Here is a 16,970-nt window from a genome sequence, read left to right as displayed (position 1 = left end):
TTTACAAGCTTTGCAATGTTTCGCCGGCAATTTTTACTGTCTTCAAAACTTTATTGTAAAAATAGCAAGGCACCTGAGCAGATACCTTGCTATGAATTAACCAATTTCTATTACACAAGCTTTTTCTCGTGTGTTTTGCATAATTGAATCCGTCCCAAAGCCACTGTTCTTTACTCCGCCAAAGGGCAGTTCTACTCCTACGCGGCGATACGTATTGACCCATACACTGCCTGACTGCAAGCTTTGGATCATGCGCTGGGCACATCCGAGGTCGCTCGTCCAAACACCTGCTCCAAGGCCAAATGCTGTGTCATTGGCCAATGCCAGAGCTTCTTCTTCCGTATCAAACGGCATTGCGACAGCTACTGGACCGAAAATCTCTTCTTGGCACACACGGAGAGAATTGCTGGCAACTTTCAGCAAAGTCGGTTCGATCCAGTATCCATCCGCTAATTCCGGCTTATCGGGCAGTAAAGCCGTGCCTCCAGATTTTCCGCCGAAGACAAGTTCTCCGCCTTCTTCCAAGCCAATTTGGATATAAGAACGAACGCTGTCATATTGCGGCTTTGTGGCAATGGAACCCATGGTCGTCTCAAAGTCCATCGTATTACCCAATTTGATTTCATTGGCAATTTTCTCTTTCATCTTCTGCAGCATCATGTCAAAGATCGGCCGCTGTATCAAGATTCTGGAGCCTCCGACACATAATTGTCCAGCATTCCCGGTAAAAATCCCATTAGTCGTAACACCTTCTACCGCTTTTTCGAGATCCGCATCCGCAAAAACGATATTTGGCGATTTGCCGCCTAATTCGAATGTCAATGGCTTTGGATTATCCGCTGTTGCACGGGCAATTGATTTTGCTGTTCCCCCTGAACCCGTTAGGCTGACTTTGGCTACATCCTGATGCCCCACCAAAGCATCACCAATTTCCCGGCCTTGCCCCGAAATAACATTCAAGACACCTGGGGGCAGAATTTTTGCAATCAATTCACCATAGCGCAGTGAGGAAACAGCTGCAGCTTCCGATGGCTTAATGATGACGGTGTTGCCTGCCGCCAACGCATAAGCGGCTTTAATAGTAAAAGTGAACAGCGGAGAATTCCAGGGAATGATTCCAACTACTACACCCAGAGGTTCTCTGATCGTATAGCCAAAACTTGTCGGGCCGATTTGCACCGTTTCGCCTCTTGAAGCCGCAGCGGCAGCTCCCGCTGCATCTTGCCATAATTGCTTTAAGACAGGAATAAGACCGTAAGTGGTTTCACGGATTACCCACCCTGAGTCCCTCGTTTCCAATTCAGCGAGTTCTTGAGCATGCTCCGTTACTATATCAGCGATTTTCAGCATGAGTTCAGACCGCTCAACAGCCGATAAAGCTGCCCATCCCGGAAAAGCTTTGCTCGCGCTTGCCACTGCCTTTTCTACATCTGCAATTGAGCTTCTTGGGATTTTAGCCCATGCTTTGCCGGTAGACGGATCAACGCTCTCGCTTGTTTCCCCTGAAATAGGCGCTGCTAATTTTCCGTCGATCACATTTTGATATTCTTTCAGATCCACCATGCTTTCCATGTTCTTCGCCCCCTTTGTCTAATACGAAATCTCACCAGCCTAGCGTCGCTCCTGCCTTTTCACGGCTTGATCGCACCGTTCCGACATAGTTTTCATAGAACCTTGCACGCTTAACATATAAATGGCAATCAATTTCTTCTGTAAAACCGATGCCTCCGTGAATTTGTATATTTTCTGAGGCAATTCGAATGAATGCTTCTGTAGCAAATGCCCGGGCACTATAGATTGCAGCTTCGTAGTCCTCTGCTTCATTCTCTAATGCCCAGTTGGCATAATGGCTTAGTGAGCGCGCCGTCTCCAGATCCATTTTCATATCTACAATTTTGTGTTTGATGGATTGAAAACGCCCGATTGGCTGCCCGAATTGAATCCGGATCTTTGCATATTCATTAGCCATTTCAACAACCCGTTCCATGCCTCCGACCATCATCGAGCACAATGCTGCATTCAAATGCAAGAGACCGTGCTGGAGAATGGCCCATCCTTCTCCAGGATCGCCGAGGAGCCGTTCTTCCGGAACCGCTACCTTGGAAAATGTCAGAACAGACAATTGGCGTGTTTCATCAATTGTTTTCAAAGCTTCTTTTTGTGTCACTTCACCATCTTCCACGATTGCCAGCGCCAGGCCTTCTTCCATTTTCAAAATGACCAAGTAAGTGTCGGCTTGGGCATCAGTCGGCACAAGTGTTTTAATGCCGTCAATGGTTAGTGCACCTTCCTCCCTTTTGGCCGTGACTGAAATTTCTTCCGTTTCAAATCCTTTTTCCGGCTCCAGCCAAGCCAAGGAAAATTTCCGGCTGCCATCTGCGATTCCTGGCAAATACTTTTCTTTTTGTGCGGTTGTGCCGTATTTTTCTATTACCGGCACAGCAAAGGACACAGTCTCCATGTAAAGGCCAGGCAGTAGTGATTTGCCGATTTCCTCCATGACCGGAACCAGATCCAATGGTCCAAGTTCCATGCCGCCGTACTCTTCAGAAACCGTGATGCCGGTGCACCCCAGTTCTGCCAGCCCTGCGATTGCTTGTTTGGCAGCAGCGGTTTTGCCATTTATAAAGTCTCTGGCGATTCCGGTCTGCCCTTTATCGTCCAAAAATTTCCGGACATAACTGCGAAACATTTCTTGTTCTTGGCTCAACGCAAAGTCCATTTTAACTTCCCCTCCTTCAATTAACGGCCCATATCCTTTGGTAAGCCTAAAACTCTTTCGCCAATCGTGTTTTTCTGTATCTCACTCGTTCCGCCCCCAATGGTCATGCCGAAAGAGTATAAATAATTATTTTGCCAGAAGGTATCGACAGGTGCATGTTCTTTCCACAAGACGCCTTGATGCCCTTGGATTGAAAGCGCAAAGCCGAACATTTCCTTCGTCAGCTCACTGACCATCAGTTTATCCATTGAACTCTCGGGCCCCGGTCTGCCGTTTTTCAAGGTTTGAGTCAAGTTGCGGTAGTAATTCAGCAAAGCTCCTCGCATACGCGTGTAAAGTGCCACCATTTCCTGATGGATAAACGGATCATTCAACAAAGGAACATTGTTCTTTTTAATGCGCTTTGCCATGTCTACCAATTTATTGAACTGCTGCTCCAAGGTGAATAATTGACCTCCAATGCCTGTCCGTTCGTGCATCAGCAAAGAAATCATCACTCTCCAGCCTTCTCCCACTTCACCGACAATATCTGTTTCATAAGCGATGGCTTCGGTCAGGTAAACCTCATTAAAATCCTGTTCTCCGTCCATCGAAATAATGGGCTGGACTTCTACTCCCTGCTGTTTCATATCGAGAAGGAACACCGTCATTCCTTTGTGTTTCTTTTCTGCGTTCACTTCACCGGTGCGGGCAATCAGGAAGCACCGGTCTGCCAAATGGCCGAAACTCGTCCATACTTTTTGCCCAGTGATGAGCCAGCGATCACCGTCTTTCACCGCTTTTGTTTGGATGGCCGATAAATCAGACCCTGCATTCGGTTCTGAATATCCTTGGCACCATACTTCTTCACCAGTCATAATTTTGTCGACATACTTTTCTTTTTGCTCTTCCGTACCAATTTGGATCAACGTCGGGCCCACCATATGAAGACCTACATAATTGATAAGCGGAGGTGCATCGACTTTAACCATTTCCTGTGAGTAAATAATTTCTTCTACTAAAGTAGCTTCACGGCCGCCATATTTCTTTGGCCAGGCAATCGCTGCCCATCCGCCTTGATGCAATTTCTTTTGCCAGCTTCGTAAAAACTCCGAATAGGCCGCTGTGTCTTCCGGCAATTGGCGTTTTCCTTCGAGCCAGCCTTCCGGCAAATTCTCTTCCAGCCATGTTCTCAGTTCTTTCCGGAACTTCTCTTCTTTTTTCGTGAATGAAAAATCCATTGGAATCCCCCTTCCCTGATTTCCTGTTATGCCTGCTGCAATTTCCATTGCGGCAAGGCTCGATCTTCTGTTATATCCACCCACGTCATTTCGACGGGCGTCCCAATTTTAATGGCTTCCACATCGCAATCAATGACATTCGCGATAATTCTCACTTCCGGTTCCTGCTCAAGTTCCACCTGGGCAATCACTGTCGGCAAATCCTCTTGGAATCCCGGCAGAAACGGGCGGTAAGAAATGATAAATGAATAAATTTTCCCTTTGATTTCTTTACCGAACTGCTGCCAGCTCGTTTCCGCACTGCCGCAATGCGGGCAAGCCGGCCCCGCCGGATGAATTGTTTTTTGGCAGTTTTCGCATTTTTGCAGTTCAAGCGTATGGCGGTCTGCCGCATCCCAATAAGGTGCGTTATCAATCGTTTTCACTGGTATCGGTTTTTCATAACTCATTTCAATTCCCCCTAATTTCTAAGAATCATCGCACCGGCAATATCCGGCCCGGCCCATCCCGTGCAAAGCCCAATTTCACAATCTATTACTTGGCGGTCGCTGCCCTGGTAGTCATGGCGCAATTGGCGGACGATTTCCAAGACATTGTTCATGCCATGCGTATAGCCTTCAGATAACATGCCTCCCGCTGTATTAGATGGCAATCTGCCATCCAGGCGTAAATTTCCTTCAGCGACAAAATCCCCTACTTCACCGCGCGGAGCGATTCCATATGCCTCTAATTGGCGGAGGACAACCCAGCTATAGCAGTCATATATAGATGCGACTTGCAGATCTTCCGGTTTGATGCCGGCATCTGCATAGACTTCTTTAGCTGCGTAGTCGGCAGCCACTTGTGAAATGTCCGTCCAGTAATGGGTATGCGGATGACATTGCCGGGCGGACAACCCCATAATATAGACAGGTCTTGATTTGCAGTCTTTCGCTTTCGCTGCTGAAGTGACAATGATGGCGTTGGCTTCGTCAGATTCCAGGCAAAAATCGTGTTTTTTGAAAGGATAACTCAAATAAGGAGAGCTGTTATAATCCTCCATCGTCAAAGGCTTTCCATAAAAGAACGCCTTTGGATTACGCTGGGCATGCTCGTAAAAACTGTGGCATACCTGCCCTAAATGTTCTTGGGTGATTCCGGTTTCATGCATATGGCGTGTAGCAAACATGCCGAACCATTGAGAAGGGCTTCCTGCTCCGTATGGAATAATGTAACTGCCTCCTTCAATTGCTGTCTGCAGCATATTTACATCCCAGCCGCCGCCACCCATACGGACTCCCGAACGCCCATTCATGGAGCGGAAAATCAGCACAGTTTCTACCTGTCCTGAATCGATTAACGCTACCGCGTCCCCGATCAGCATTTCGGTGCTGCTTCCGCCGCCCATGATGTCTTTAACGTATTTCGGCCTTACCCCTAAATAAGTTGCCAATTGATGGGATGTGCACGAATCGTTTTCACTGTAACTCATAAATCCATCGATTTCTTTTGCCTCAAGCCCCGCATCTTTCAACGCGGCTCTTGCAGCATCCAACGCCATATGTAAAGGTGTCGTGCCTGAGTTTTTGGAGCGAGCGCTTTCTCCGACACCTACAATTGCGTATTTGTCTGTAATTTTCCCCATTGTCATAACCCCTTTCAGATTGAACACACTATCCTACGTTCGAAAACGCAACACTGCGCTGCCGTTTCCTACCACTTCATGGACGGCTTTTTCCGCTCTTAATCCCAAGACCGCAAAACGGCTCCCGTCTTCTTCATAAACCCGGTCAATCTGTCCCCGGCAAGTGATTTGATCACCTGGTTTGGTCATTGCCCCGAACCTCATATTAAAACGGACCGGCTCGGCATTTTCTCCTGCAAGGGCCATCATGTATTCACCCAAAAAACCCATCACCAGCATGCCATGGGCGATCACACCGTCCATGCCGATGCTTTGGGCAAATTCATCGTCTGTATGCAATGGATTAAAGTCACCGGACGCGCCGGCGTATTTCACCAATTGAACTTTGGTGACTGCTTCTTTTTCCATCGGCTCAAGCTGTTGTCCTTGCGCTAATGCGCTATATTCTAAAACCATGTTTTTCTTCCCCCAATCTATTTCTTTAAATTGCGGTAAATGATATTCATTCGGCTGACCGCGATCATTTCGCCCGCCTCGTCTTTCATTTCGGTATCCAGTACAAGGAATTGCATCGTTCCGCTCTTGCCTTCCCGCTCATATAGATCCGCTACTTTCATCTGGCAATAAAGACGGTCCCCCGGACTGATCGGGCGGTGATAGATGAATTCCTGTTCCCCGTGCAGCATTCTCCTTGTGTCCAGATCAATCGGGATGCCGCCGCTGTCAGAAGCGATAGCAACAGGGAATGTCGGCGGCACCACCAATTTTCCGTAAGGACTTTGATTGGCATAATCTTCATCTACGTACAATCCATTCATATCTCCGATTGCTTCAGCAAATTGTCTGCTATGCCGTTTTTCAACATCGAAAGTATAAACCGGTCCGGTAAGACCAATCATGCTTTTATTCAATTCCATTTCTTCATCCTCCAATCATTATTTCTTCTTCAGCAATCGGTGCACGCGTGACCAATAAAGCATCTGCTGCTTTAATGCCATTTTCATAAACAAACATCGGATTAATATCCAATTCATCTATACGGTCTCCGTAATCTTCCAATAAAGATGACAGTTTCATCAATGTGCTGACAATGGCTTCAATATCGGCAGCCGGCTTCCCTCGCACTCCTTGCAGAATTTTAAAGCCTTTGATTTCTTCAATCATTTCAACAGCATCTTTTCTTGTTAAAGGTGCTACACGGAACGAAATATCCCGGAACACTTCAACAAATACGCCGCCTAGGCCAAACATAATGACTGGGCCGAAGACCGGATCATGTGTCATGCCGACGATTACTTCTACTCCTTCCGGGAGCATTTCTTGTACCGCTATGCCGTGAATAACAGCGTCTTGTTTATAACTTTTTGCATTTTTCAAGATATCGCCATAAGCCGTTCTGACCTCTGCTTCGCTTTTCAAATTTAATCGGATGGCATCTGCTTCTGTTTTATGGAGAATGTCCGGTGAATCGACTTTCAAAACAATCGGATAACCAATGGTATTGGCAAATTCCACCGCTTCGTCTTCCGTTCCGGCAATCCGGCATTCTTTTGTGGGAATGCCATAAGCCTCCAAAACCTTGCTTGCTTCTGATTCACTTAAAGTTTTATGGGCAGACAGCATTTCTGCTACTTCTCTTTTTTTATCAGCTAAAAGCAACGGGCCTTCATTTTCCAATTTGGTTTTTCTGTATTTTTCACTGTAATCCACTAGTTTTGCCAACGCTCTGATTGGATTCATATCGCCTGTAATTACCGGAATGCCGTTTTCCACCAAGCGGGAAATCGATTTTGGCATCGACATGCCAACCAATGGGAATGTTGTAATCAGAACAAATTTATCGCTGTTTTTACAGATATCGATAAATTCTTCCACCAAAGGATGATCTTTTTCCCAATGAAGCGGGAATTCCGTGAAAATGATGATGTCTGTGTGGCTGTCATTGACCAATTCGCGCAAAGGTGCTAAGTATAGCTCAGGATTTGTAACTGCTGCGGCTGCCGTCAAGTCGATCGGATTGTAAGCGCTTGCAAATTCAGGAATCTTTTCTTCTATCGCCTTTTTCACATCGGATCCAAGCGGCCGAATATGCAAACCGTATGATTCACAGCGATCTGCTTCATTAATGCCTCTTCCTCCTGAGCTTGTAACAATGACAGTATTTCTTCCGTTCGGAAGCTTTCCGCTTCTAAACAATTTGGTAAATGAAATAATATCTTCATAATCATCTGCCCGGACAATGCCGTGCTGCTTGAAAAATGCATCGTAGATTTTATCGGAACCTGCAAGAGATCCGGTATGAGAAGCGGCAGCTCTGCTTCCTGCTTCGCTGCGCCCTGTTTTCATAAGAACAATCGGTTTATTGATGGCCAAAGCCTCTTTAGCTAAACGGCTCAATTTACGGGGGTTTTTCGCCCCTTCTAAATATCCGCTGATGACTTTTGTTTTAGGATCATGAATCATGTATTCGACTATGTCGGCAAATTCGGTTTCCATTTCATTTCCCACACTGACAAAATAATTAAAGCTGAGTTCGTTTTGTGCAGCAGCGATATAGGTGAACACTCCAAATGCACCGCTTTGTGTGACGAAGCCGACGTCACGCTGCTCGAATAATGGAATATTGGTCAGCCCTGGAGAAAAAGTTCCAACAAGGCCACTTGTTGTATTTAATAAACCTACACAATTCGGTCCGATTAAACGAATGTTGCTGTCTTTAGCGATTCGGCTAATTTCATCCTGTACTTTCTGCCCTTCTTCTCCTGTTTCGGAAAACCCGGAGGCGAAAATAATCGCCGCTTTGACTTTGTTCTCTGCACAAAGCAGGAGCTCTTCTTTCACTTTTTCGGCTCCTAAGCAGAAAATCGCAAGATCGACTTCTTGTCCTATAGCCGAAAGTGAAGGATAACATTTGAGTCCCGCTATACTTTCCGTCCGAGGATTAATCGGGAAGATGCCGCCTTGATAGCCGCCGTCCAACAAAGCTTTCACTTGCAGGTACCCGATCTTATTCGTATTGGCCGAAGCTCCGAGGATAGCGACCGATTTCGGATTAAATAATGGCTCTAACGTTGAATGATGATTTTTTTGTTCAAAAGTCATTTCCATCCCCCATTCTTGTCTGTTTTTCACTAACAATGTATTGTGTGCTTTTTCAGTTTACTGGAACTGTTTTTTTATTCTTATTGCACTGTTGTTTATTGAATTACTTTAATTGTTAGAGAGTAAAAAAAAGAAAAACGGGAATATGAGCCTGATGTTTAAAGACTTTGCTTAGTTTTCTAAAAATTTCGTATTCTTCATCACCACGACATCCGTGCAGGATAACCCCGACAATTGCACAAGATAAACTGAATTTCCTTCATAAAAAAGAACGCTTTGCCATTAAGGCAAAGCGTTCTGAGCAGATTATCAATCTATTTAAAAATTAATCGAATCATATTTTTCCAGCCAAGCTGTAATTCTTTTCATCATTTTTGCAGAAGGGATTTTCAGTTCTCTTTCAATATTGCTTAGATAAGAAGTTGAGATTTCCATTTCTTCAGCTGCTTGTATCAATGATAGCGCCAAAGAGGTTCGCATTTTCTTCACTTTTTGTCCGATATAAATTGATGCTGGATCTTGCGGCATTGACTTTGAGGAGTTTCCTTGTAATTTAGCTGCGTTTTTTAAGTTCCGTTCAATCGGCCGATAATGGTCGATAATGATTTTCGGCGGTTCTATCAAAACCGTTGTGTTTTCCCAAATCCGGCCCCATCCTTTTGCAGCCGCAACCGATTCATCCCATTTCTCATAATGCCAGGAAGCAATAACGCCATCAAGCAACAAAGTATCGAGTGCTTGTTCAAGGCGGTCTCTCGTTCTCGAAGGTGTTCTTTCATTCATTTCTTTACCGATCATCCCTATCAGCGTACCTACTTTATGAGGCTGAGAAAAATCCCCTTTCCTCGCTTGAGTCCTCCAGCGCCAACTTAAATAGCGAAGCAATTTCTTCTCCCAGTTTTCCCGGTATGGATTGTAGCGCAATGCTTCGATTGGAAGAAAGGCCACTTGCCTTCCAGAGCCATAAAGGTATTTGCCAAAAACTTCATCAACTGAAAATGATAGCTTTCTTTCATTTAGAGGATTTAAAGAGCCGATATCCAGTTCTTCAAAATCTTTAAAAACAAAAGCGCGGCCTCGAAGTTGCATTTGAACCGCTTTCCCTTTTTCATAAATCACAGCTTTCTTTAAATCGATCCAAAGGCTTTGAATAATTGATAGCGCTTCCAATATTTGCTGGCGCTGATCAGCTTCAAACCCTCCTCGCCTGCCATTGCCTGAAAGCTTCGGCTTGATCCCGCGGATTGACAATAAATCATCCAACTGAATTTCTACAAAGTCTCTATGGTGTCGGGCTTTCGATAAGAAAAATCCGCATAAAGCGTCGTACACGTCTACCGTCAATTCGGATAATTTTCTGTGCTGTTGCCATGCTTTTTCTACTAAGCATTCTTCGGTCGCTGCATGGCCACCTCCGATGGGTTTCAATTGCACCATTCCTTCAATCGTTGGTTTCTGGAGTTCTGCAACTGGCCATGGACAAGTGGCTTGTCTTTTAAAATAGCCGTTTGACATCGCTTCACGCACCCGTTGGTAAGGTGCATTGCTCATCACTAGCAGATTGCCTTGCTCGACGACAGACCAGGTAATATCTTTTCTTGCAATCAGCGGGGCATCGTCCACTTGGATACCTAGAATCTCTTCGATTTTTTCCAGCGAAAAACTTTCGAATCTCATCAATTTGACGATTTCTTCAATCCAGTTCTGCGTATACTCATTTACGATTACGGTGAAATCTGAAATAAATACTTTATTATGCAGCAAATTATGGGAGATGAAGTCATAAAACAGGCGATTCATTTCTTCTTTGTTCATGCTGTCCATTTTTTCAGAACCAATTTCCCGTTCCATTTCCTCCAATACCCAATCGGTTAAATGCGTGCCAAACCAATTACAGAAATCTTCCCATACCTTATCTTCCATTAAGAATGTTTCTTTTTTCAAGAATTCTGCGAACTTCTTAGTGAGTCCCTCGATAACCGTTTGTTCATCCAACGGACTGCCCTGCTTAATTTTTTTGCCTCGATATGATTCGTATCTAGCCATTAAATAAGAAAGGATTTGTCCAGCAATTCGTAAAATCAGCCCATCTCTCGCCTGCATGCGCAATTTAACAAAAATGGTTTCACTTTGCTTGTACGCTTGATCCCAGACAATGAATGTATGGGCATTTGATGAATCCGTAAATAATGGTGTGCCAGTAATCAGTTTATCGCTTTTTGCAGAAATGCTGGCGGCCATTTTGCTTTCTTGGCTATTCAGCCAAAGCACATAAAAATCATCAATATCTGCTGATCGTTTCTTGGTATTTTTAGGCGTTTCCTGAGTTATTTTAGGCGAATTTTGTTCATCGCTTTTCCTGACTGATTTAATTTCTGTCAATATCCGCACCTCTCTCTAAAAAGTTTGAATATTTTTATATTAGCTTATCATATTTACTAGCCAATAACTACGCAGTTTCCAGCCTCTTTCTTTTTCATCAACCGTTAGGAAAGCATTCTTTTTCATAATAAAAAACACTCCGAATGTCAGTTTGTGCTGACGTTCGGAGTGTTATTATTCGTGGGGTTACTTGCGGTACTTGATAGCCAAGCCTTTCAGGAAATTACGTGCATAGCGGTCACCGCAGATGCTGTAATTTTTATGCCCCTGTTTTCTCAAGATCCCGCCCATTTCGCTTTTGGAAACAGTGACGCCAGCAAGCTTCAAGATGTCGAGCATATCGTCACTTGTCAGCTGCAAAGCGATTTTCACTTTTTTCAATAATAGATTGTTGGAAGGTTCATTCGTCAACGGCGGCTGTTCAGGCTGGCCCGGTTTCGGTTCCTGTCTGCCTCTCTTGTAAACGATTAAGCCGTTCAAGAAAGACTCCAGCATGGCATTGTCCAAAGGGATATGATCTTCACTTTCTTTAACATCCTCTTCTTCCGGCGTTTTCGTCAGCACTTTCAACACTTCTTCTTTCGACAGCTCAATGCCGCCAAGTTTGAAGATTTCCACCATATCGCTGTTTTTTATATCAAGAGCGTACCTTAACCTGATCAGTAAATCGTTATTGTCCATCTAAAATCCTCCTATTGCGTACTTTCCAAATTTCTATCTATCTTTAATTCAACCTATGTCCACCCCTAATAATAGCATAAAAAAACCTTCCGTCAGCGGGCTTAACTGATGAAAGGCACTTTTCCAATGATCACTTTCCTGCTTCTTGATAAACCTCTTCCTTCGAATGAAAACCATCCGCGATGACCGTATCTGCCAGATTTCCTGCATCCACTGCAGTAGGCGCCAAAAGAATTGAAGGCACCTCCGTTTTTCCATTATTGACGCTGACGGATGTCATGACTTCTTCGCCTTTGGCCAGCTGGACGGCAAGCTCCGCCACTTGTGCAGTCAGATTCTGAATCGGTTTATAAACGGTCATGGTCTGGCTGCCTGTAACAATGCGCTGAACTGCCGCCAGTTCAGCATCCTGTCCTGCGACCGGAATTTCCCCATTCAATCCCTGCACTTCCAAGGCCTTGATGACGCCGCCGGCAGTCGCATCATTGGCGGCAATCACCGCATCGATTTGATTGTTATTGGCTTTTAATGCTTCGGCCATATTTTCCATTGCATTTTCCGGCGCCCAATCTTCGGTCCATTGATCATAGACAATTTTAATATCGCCCCGGTCAATAGCCGGCTGGAGCACATCAAGAACGCCTTTTTTGATCAAATGGACATTATTGTCCGTCGGAGCGCCGCCGATATAGACATAATTCCCTTTCGGCACCGCGTCTAGAATCGCTTGGGCCTGCAATTTCCCCACTTGCTCATTGTCGAACGATACATATAAATCGATGTCGGCATTTTTCACGAGGCGGTCGTAGGCAATGACTTTGATGCCCGCCTCATGCGCTTTATGGACGATAGCTGCGGTAGCTTCCGCATTATGCGGCACAATCACCAGCACATCGATGCCTCCCTGGATCAGCGCTTCTGCTTGCGAGATTTGAAGAGCGTCATTGCCGTTCGCTGCCATAATCTCGACTTCTGCCCCAAGAGCTTCGGCCGCTTCCCGGAACAAGTCCCGGTCTTTCAGCCACCTCTCTTCTTTTAGGGTGTCCATCGAGAATCCGATTTTGATGGGACCGTCTTTTTCTGGTTCCGGGGGAACGAGCACTTCTTTCTGCGCTTCCGGTTCACCGCCAGCACAAGCAGCCAGCAAACAGGCAGCAAATAAAACAATTAGCACTCTGACAACTCGGGACCGAATATGCTCCATGGGCTTTTCCTCCCTACTCTTCCTTGATGCCCAAAAGCGTTTTGCGGTATTCTTTCGGAGAAACTTCATACATCTTTTTGAATACTTTGCTGAAATAATTCGGTTCATGATAGCCAATTTCAATTGCTATTTCCTTTAAGCTTTTTTGCGGATCGGAGAGCAGTTTTTTCGCTTGTTCCATCCGGCAGGCTGTTAGGAACTCAATATAATTGACCCCCAGTTTTTCTTTGAACATTTTGCTGATGTAAATCGGGCTCAAATCGACTTTTCTCGCTAAGGTATCAAGTGAAATATCTTCATCGGAATGCTCCCGGATATATTGTTTAATCTGATGGATTTTGTCTACTTCGAGCCTGCCACAGTGGCTCATGTACAATTGCTTCATCCCTTCCAGCAATTGCTTAGTGTCGGCACACAATTGGCGGTAATCCTGTGACTGGATCGAGTAGAACGGCGCTGCCGCCTCCACGCCCATTTCTTCCATGACACGGGATGTTATCCAAAGCACTTCAAGTGCCCGCTGCTGGGCAAGGACCACATTCGCACCTTGCTGTTCGAAACGCCGGATCAAATCAAGCACAATTTGATCGATGCACTCCCACTCGCCCAACCGGACATAATCGAATAATTTCCTTTCCTGTTGTTTGATAAAAGCCGAATCGCTTACTGTATCTAGGACCGGCACATCCGAATAAAACCGGTATCTTGAATGGATAGATAAATCCATTGTGGCAATCAGCGATTTCTGATAGGAGTTCCGGATATCATCCAAAGAATCGCATTCGATGCCGATGCCTATAAACCAGGCTGCCGGCTGGCATTCTGTTGAAATCGATAAAATTTCTTTTGCCAGCCGGATCGCCTGCGAGCGGAATGACGTGCCTGCTTCACGAAAAACGATGATCGGCAGCTGGCGGCCATACAATGCGCCTACCCAGGCATTGCCTCCTTGACGGATATGCTCTTTAATGGTCGAATACAAACTTTCACAGCCTTCCGGAATCAGCACTGTCATGACAAACTTTTCATTTGCCGCTTTAATTTCGAGCATTTCCACCAGCATATCGATATGCACCTCATGGACATGGTCAAAAAGCAATTGAGTTACGACATCCGTTTCGACTATGCTCAATGCTCGCTGGAAAGCATCTTGTTCATGCTGGCGCGCAGCTGAATCCTGCTCTTTTTGCTGCTGCTGTTCCAGCAGCTTGCCTACTGTCGCCACAATTTCACTGGCTTTGCTGGGTTTCAGCAAATAATCTTTGACGCCCAGTTTGATGGCTTGCCGCGCGAAATCAAACATATCGAAGGCGGTGACCATGACGAACTGGATGTCTTGGCGGCTTCGCTGAATTTGTTCAATCGCCTCGAGCCCCGTCATGCCAGGCATCATAATATCCATGAACACCCAGTCCGGCTGCCAGGTTTCAGCTATTTCAACTGCCGATTTTCCGTTCTTCGCTTGCCTGAACTCAAAATCCGGATAAGTTTTTTGCAGGATTGCCTGCATGCCGTCGCGTTCAATCGGTTCATCATCCACTATGAGAAGTTTGACCATGATTTTGTGCTCCTTTTACTTTGGGTAGTTTTAAGGTGATTTTCGTCCCTCGTCCAATATCGCTGTCAATCTCCACCAAGTTTTCACGGCCATAAAAAAGCTGAAGCCTTTTTAGCACATTGCTGAAACCGATGCCGGTTGAATGCCCCTTTTTTGACACAACTGCTTGTTCAAGCAGCTGCCGTTGTTTTTCTTTGTCCATGCCTTGCCCATCATCTGCGATTTCAATCCAAATCTCATCTTCAACTTCCTGAATGCGAAACCAAATTTGGCCTCCGTCTTCTTCCGGCTCAATGGCATGAATAACAGCATTTTCAATTAGCGGCTGAAGGGTCAGGCTTGGAATCTCATAGCCCAGTAAAGATTCTTCTATTTTCGCGTGAAACTGCAGCCTATCGCTGTAGCGCGCTTTTTGAATATCGATGTATTGCTGCAGCACATAAACTTCCTCGTATAGAGAAACAGCTTGGTTCATCCGCTTTAAATTGTAGCGGAGCAGCCCTGCAACACTGACCAGCAAATCGCTCGTTTCTTCCGCTCCGTCCAAATAGGCCTTTTTCGATAAAGTATTCAAAGTATTGAACAGAAAATGCGGATTGATCTGGTTTTGCAGATTCCGCAGCTGGCTTTCCTGCAGCAATAATTTACTTTCCTGCAGTTCCCGTTCCAGTTGTGCTTTTTTCTGGATTTCCAGAATCAGCGTATTGATATTGCCGCGCATATGATCGAAAGTCTTTGCCAAAAATGAAATTTCATCGTTCGAATCGACTTTGATGGGCTGGTCAAAATGGCCTTTCGCCAATTCATTGGCCGCTTTAGTCAATTGCTGCACCGGTCTTGTAATGCTGATTGAAAACAAGTACGTAAACAGCAGCAAACAAGAAGTGATCAATAACAGCAGCCAGAATCCCAGTTTTTCCAGCTCTGTCGATTGATTGATAATGCCGCGGTAAAACCGTTCATATGTTTTCAGTTCGGTATCAAAAATCGTCAGTGTCATTTCTGAAATATACATGGAAATGCTGGAAGCTTCCGCAAATTCGGCGAGTGCCGATTCAGCTTCATCTTGTCCTTGAAACATCACTGAACGATCCACTGTTTCAATAAAACTATCAATCAGATGGCTATAGTTTGTCAGCGTGAATTCATTTTCCACATTGCGAAGGTCGTATACCGTCGACTGTACAGTGAGCAGGCGTTCCCGGCTTTCTTCAAGCTGAGTTTTATTGGCATCGGTGGGAGCCATCAAATAACGGTTTAAATCTGCTACGATTTCCTGGCTCGCACTGGTCACTTCATTCATTTGCAAATAGCGCTGTAAAATATCGTTGTATTGCGTCTGCATTTTTTGATTGTAAAAAGTCAGTGTCAGCCAAATGGCAACCATGATGGCAAGAACAACCGAAGCAAGCAGCCAAATCTTTTTCTGGATGGTATTCATGGGCGTTCTCGCACCCCTTCCAGAATCCGTATATCCGTAAAATACCCATCAGGATTTAACGGGACTTCTTCATTTTTTAGCCATTTCATCATCAGTTCAACACTCACCTGGCCCATCTTTTCCGGTGATTGGCTAATAACAGCATCCAATCCCCCTTGTCTAAGCAGTGCAGACGTATCGGCGCCATCATCGAATGAATAAATATGGAACGGTTCGAGCTTGGCGCGCCGGCTGATTTCCTGCATCATCGTGCCGACATGATTGGCGTTGAGTGCGATGAAAGCATCTGCTCCCGGCACTTGGTTGAGCACATTTTGAGTCGCTTCAATCACTTCTTCGTTCGAATTGCCGCTTTTGACCTGAATAGTAGATATGCCGGGGTAAGCTTTCAATACTTCGTCCATTCCTTGCATACGCTGCTGCTGGCTGAAAGCCTGCTCGACATCGCTCAATAGAATGGCCTGCCCCTCACTGCCCATATCATTCACTAATTGTTTGGCCAAAAGCTTTCCTGCCTCGTAGTGGTCAGAGCCGACATAGGTTTTCCGCAAACTTTCAGCGACCGGTACATCGTTGGCCACCGTGATAATAGGTGTTCCGTAAAACGCCGCTTTGATTTTCGTCAATTCCTTGAATTCCGCTGTGTCTAGACCTTGGACGATTACACCATCCACTTTTGAATGAAGGGCAATCTCAATTTGCTTTAAGAATTCATCCGGGTCATTGCCATAGCTTCCCCATACTTCCAGGCGGACGCCTTCTTTTTCAGCTTGGCTGGTAGCTCCTGTTCCCACCTGATTCCAGAACGGGGTCTTCAATTCCTGGGTGATTAAAACCAAGCGATAACCATCCTGTTCTTTCGGAACAGCTGCAGGCAATTGCCAGTCCGAACGAAAGGCCTTTCCAGCTGACATGAACGTAAAAAAAGCTAAAACCGCACAGAGCATACAAAGGACAATTATGACTTTTTTTCTCATGTTGTGCAGCTCCTTTTTGGTGTGCTAACTGCTTTCATCATATCACTTGACAGAAAATT

The 16,970-nt window shown here is 45.3% G+C and carries 14 protein-coding genes; all 14 read right to left on the bottom strand.

All coding sequences use genetic code 11. The features are described from left to right. Nucleotides 1–96 precede the first annotated feature (96 nt). Nucleotides 97–1,572 carry an aldehyde dehydrogenase family protein gene (locus AC3AQ9_RS13025; RefSeq protein ID WP_488307927.1) on the bottom strand — a complete coding sequence of 492 codons (1,476 nt, stop codon included), beginning with the start codon at nucleotides 1,570–1,572 and terminating at the stop codon, nucleotides 97–99. A gap of 31 nt (nucleotides 1,573–1,603) precedes the next feature. Beyond that, complete coding sequence (locus tag AC3AQ9_RS13020; protein ID WP_488307926.1) at nucleotides 1,604–2,722, bottom strand: acyl-CoA dehydrogenase family protein; 1,119 nt, start codon at nucleotides 2,720–2,722, stop codon at nucleotides 1,604–1,606. A 20-nt stretch (nucleotides 2,723–2,742) separates the two neighbouring features. Next, nucleotides 2,743–3,942, bottom strand: coding sequence for an acyl-CoA dehydrogenase family protein (locus tag AC3AQ9_RS13015; protein WP_488307925.1), 1,200 nt, complete (start codon nucleotides 3,940–3,942; stop codon nucleotides 2,743–2,745). 26 nt (nucleotides 3,943–3,968) lie between these two features. Next, on the bottom strand, nucleotides 3,969–4,391 hold the full coding sequence (locus tag AC3AQ9_RS13010) for a Zn-ribbon domain-containing OB-fold protein (RefSeq protein WP_488307924.1): 423 nt from the start codon (nucleotides 4,389–4,391) through the stop codon (nucleotides 3,969–3,971). An 11-nt stretch (nucleotides 4,392–4,402) separates the two neighbouring features. Beyond that, entirely contained in the window at nucleotides 4,403–5,566 is a 1,164-nt protein-coding gene (locus tag AC3AQ9_RS13005; RefSeq protein ID WP_488307923.1) for a thiolase C-terminal domain-containing protein, read from the bottom strand. Between the two features lie 33 nt (nucleotides 5,567–5,599). Continuing rightward, nucleotides 5,600–6,022 carry a MaoC/PaaZ C-terminal domain-containing protein gene (locus AC3AQ9_RS13000; protein ID WP_488307922.1) on the bottom strand — a complete coding sequence of 141 codons (423 nt, stop codon included), beginning with the start codon at nucleotides 6,020–6,022 and terminating at the stop codon, nucleotides 5,600–5,602. 17 nt (nucleotides 6,023–6,039) lie between these two features. Next, nucleotides 6,040–6,483, bottom strand: coding sequence for a MaoC family dehydratase N-terminal domain-containing protein (locus AC3AQ9_RS12995; RefSeq protein WP_488307921.1), 444 nt, complete (start codon nucleotides 6,481–6,483; stop codon nucleotides 6,040–6,042). Between the two features lie 4 nt (nucleotides 6,484–6,487). Next, nucleotides 6,488–8,668 carry an acetate--CoA ligase family protein gene (locus AC3AQ9_RS12990; RefSeq protein WP_488307920.1) on the bottom strand — a complete coding sequence of 727 codons (2,181 nt, stop codon included), beginning with the start codon at nucleotides 8,666–8,668 and terminating at the stop codon, nucleotides 6,488–6,490. A gap of 318 nt (nucleotides 8,669–8,986) precedes the next feature. Next, the gene (locus AC3AQ9_RS12985) at nucleotides 8,987–11,050 is read right to left on the bottom strand and encodes a helix-turn-helix domain-containing protein (RefSeq protein WP_488307919.1); all 2,064 of its coding nucleotides are present in this window, start codon (nucleotides 11,048–11,050) and stop codon (nucleotides 8,987–8,989) included. A gap of 186 nt (nucleotides 11,051–11,236) precedes the next feature. Continuing rightward, nucleotides 11,237–11,731 carry a YehS family protein gene (locus tag AC3AQ9_RS12980; protein WP_488307918.1) on the bottom strand — a complete coding sequence of 165 codons (495 nt, stop codon included), beginning with the start codon at nucleotides 11,729–11,731 and terminating at the stop codon, nucleotides 11,237–11,239. 130 nt (nucleotides 11,732–11,861) lie between these two features. Continuing rightward, a complete protein-coding gene (xylF, locus tag AC3AQ9_RS12975) occupies nucleotides 11,862–12,935 on the bottom strand; it encodes a D-xylose ABC transporter substrate-binding protein (protein ID WP_488307917.1) in 1,074 nt (357 codons plus the stop codon). Nucleotides 12,936–12,948: 13 nt separating this feature from the next. Further along, nucleotides 12,949–14,493, bottom strand: a complete 1,545-nt coding sequence (locus AC3AQ9_RS12970; RefSeq protein ID WP_488307916.1) for a response regulator — start codon at nucleotides 14,491–14,493, stop codon at nucleotides 12,949–12,951. After that, nucleotides 14,468–15,934: a sensor histidine kinase gene (locus AC3AQ9_RS12965; RefSeq protein WP_488307915.1), complete on the bottom strand. Its 1,467-nt coding sequence runs from the start codon at nucleotides 15,932–15,934 to the stop codon at nucleotides 14,468–14,470. The genes AC3AQ9_RS12970 and AC3AQ9_RS12965 overlap by 26 nt, the downstream gene beginning before the upstream one ends. Then, on the bottom strand, nucleotides 15,931–16,911 hold the full coding sequence (locus AC3AQ9_RS12960; RefSeq protein WP_488307914.1) for a sugar ABC transporter substrate-binding protein: 981 nt from the start codon (nucleotides 16,909–16,911) through the stop codon (nucleotides 15,931–15,933). Before AC3AQ9_RS12960 ends, AC3AQ9_RS12965 begins: the two co-directional genes overlap by 4 nt. Nucleotides 16,912–16,970 lie beyond the last annotated feature (59 nt).

It is taken from the genome of Planococcus sp. VCh962 (assembly GCF_057748275.1).
Note: the sequence above shows the minus strand (reverse complement) of the source record. Positions and strands in the feature narration are given on the sequence as shown.

Excerpts from the sequence above, each read along its gene's own strand:
- AC3AQ9_RS13025 (WP_488307927.1), bottom strand. The coding sequence starts at position 1,572 with ATGGAAAGCATGGTGGATCTGAAAGAATATCAAAATGTGATCGACGGA.
- AC3AQ9_RS13020 (WP_488307926.1), bottom strand. The coding sequence starts at position 2,722 with ATGGACTTTGCGTTGAGCCAAGAACAAGAAATGTTTCGCAGTTATGTC.
- AC3AQ9_RS13015 (WP_488307925.1), bottom strand. The coding sequence starts at position 3,942 with ATGGATTTTTCATTCACGAAAAAAGAAGAGAAGTTCCGGAAAGAACTG.
- AC3AQ9_RS13010 (WP_488307924.1), bottom strand. The coding sequence starts at position 4,391 with ATGAGTTATGAAAAACCGATACCAGTGAAAACGATTGATAACGCACCT.
- AC3AQ9_RS13005 (WP_488307923.1), bottom strand. The coding sequence starts at position 5,566 with ATGGGGAAAATTACAGACAAATACGCAATTGTAGGTGTCGGAGAAAGC.
- AC3AQ9_RS13000 (WP_488307922.1), bottom strand. The coding sequence starts at position 6,022 with ATGGTTTTAGAATATAGCGCATTAGCGCAAGGACAACAGCTTGAGCCG.
- AC3AQ9_RS12995 (WP_488307921.1), bottom strand. The coding sequence starts at position 6,483 with ATGGAATTGAATAAAAGCATGATTGGTCTTACCGGACCGGTTTATACT.
- AC3AQ9_RS12990 (WP_488307920.1), bottom strand. The coding sequence starts at position 8,668 with ATGACTTTTGAACAAAAAAATCATCATTCAACGTTAGAGCCATTATTT.
- AC3AQ9_RS12980 (WP_488307918.1), bottom strand. The coding sequence starts at position 11,731 with ATGGACAATAACGATTTACTGATCAGGTTAAGGTACGCTCTTGATATA.
- xylF (WP_488307917.1), bottom strand. The coding sequence starts at position 12,935 with ATGGAGCATATTCGGTCCCGAGTTGTCAGAGTGCTAATTGTTTTATTT.
- AC3AQ9_RS12970 (WP_488307916.1), bottom strand. The coding sequence starts at position 14,493 with ATGGTCAAACTTCTCATAGTGGATGATGAACCGATTGAACGCGACGGC.
- AC3AQ9_RS12965 (WP_488307915.1), bottom strand. The coding sequence starts at position 15,934 with ATGAATACCATCCAGAAAAAGATTTGGCTGCTTGCTTCGGTTGTTCTT.
- AC3AQ9_RS12960 (WP_488307914.1), bottom strand. The coding sequence starts at position 16,911 with ATGAGAAAAAAAGTCATAATTGTCCTTTGTATGCTCTGTGCGGTTTTA.